At 44.4% G+C, this 554-nt stretch carries 1 protein-coding gene; it reads right to left on the bottom strand.

All coding sequences use genetic code 11. The annotated features are described in order from the left end of the window. A partial coding sequence (locus LPKJCM_RS11815; protein ID WP_109561186.1) for an IS30 family transposase occupies positions 1–554 on the bottom strand: 554 nt, incomplete at both ends.

Here is a 554-nt window from a genome sequence, read left to right as displayed (position 1 = left end):
TTTTGGCAAATATTCGCGAAGCAAGCCGTTAGTATTTTCGTTAGTTCCTCGTTGCCAAGGAGAGTGAGGATCGGGAAAGTAGAAGGGCGTACCAAACTTATCAGTTAAACATTGAACTTTGGCAAACTCTTTACCCCTATCCGGGGTAATCGTTAACGATCTGCCAGGCCATAGCTTCATTAAGTCGCTCAAAGTATCCGTGACTGCTTCTGAAGTTCTTTTAGCAGCTTTACCAATAAGCAGGTAACGAGATTTTCGATCAACCAATGTAACGACACAAGCCTTTCCGCTTTTGCCTAACACGGTATCACCTTCCCAGTGACCAATTTCTACACGGTTGTCAGCTTCTCGCGGACGATCATGAATCTTGTTGGGGATTGGAATCTTTCCTCGCTTTTCTTGATAAGCTTTATTGTGGCGAGACTTGCCGTGATGCCTTAGATGGCGCACGGCACTAGAGCTGCCAGATTTAAACAAATTATCAAATAAGCCATTGAAAATCCCACGGTAAATAGTCGTAGTACTGATCTGCACCGGATACTTTTCGACTGCCA

Source organism: Lentilactobacillus parakefiri (assembly GCF_002157585.1).
Classification (GTDB): Bacteria; Bacillota; Bacilli; order Lactobacillales; family Lactobacillaceae; genus Lentilactobacillus; species Lentilactobacillus parakefiri.
The sequence above is the reverse complement of the archived record's forward strand: the minus strand, read 5'-3'. Positions and strand labels throughout refer to the sequence as shown.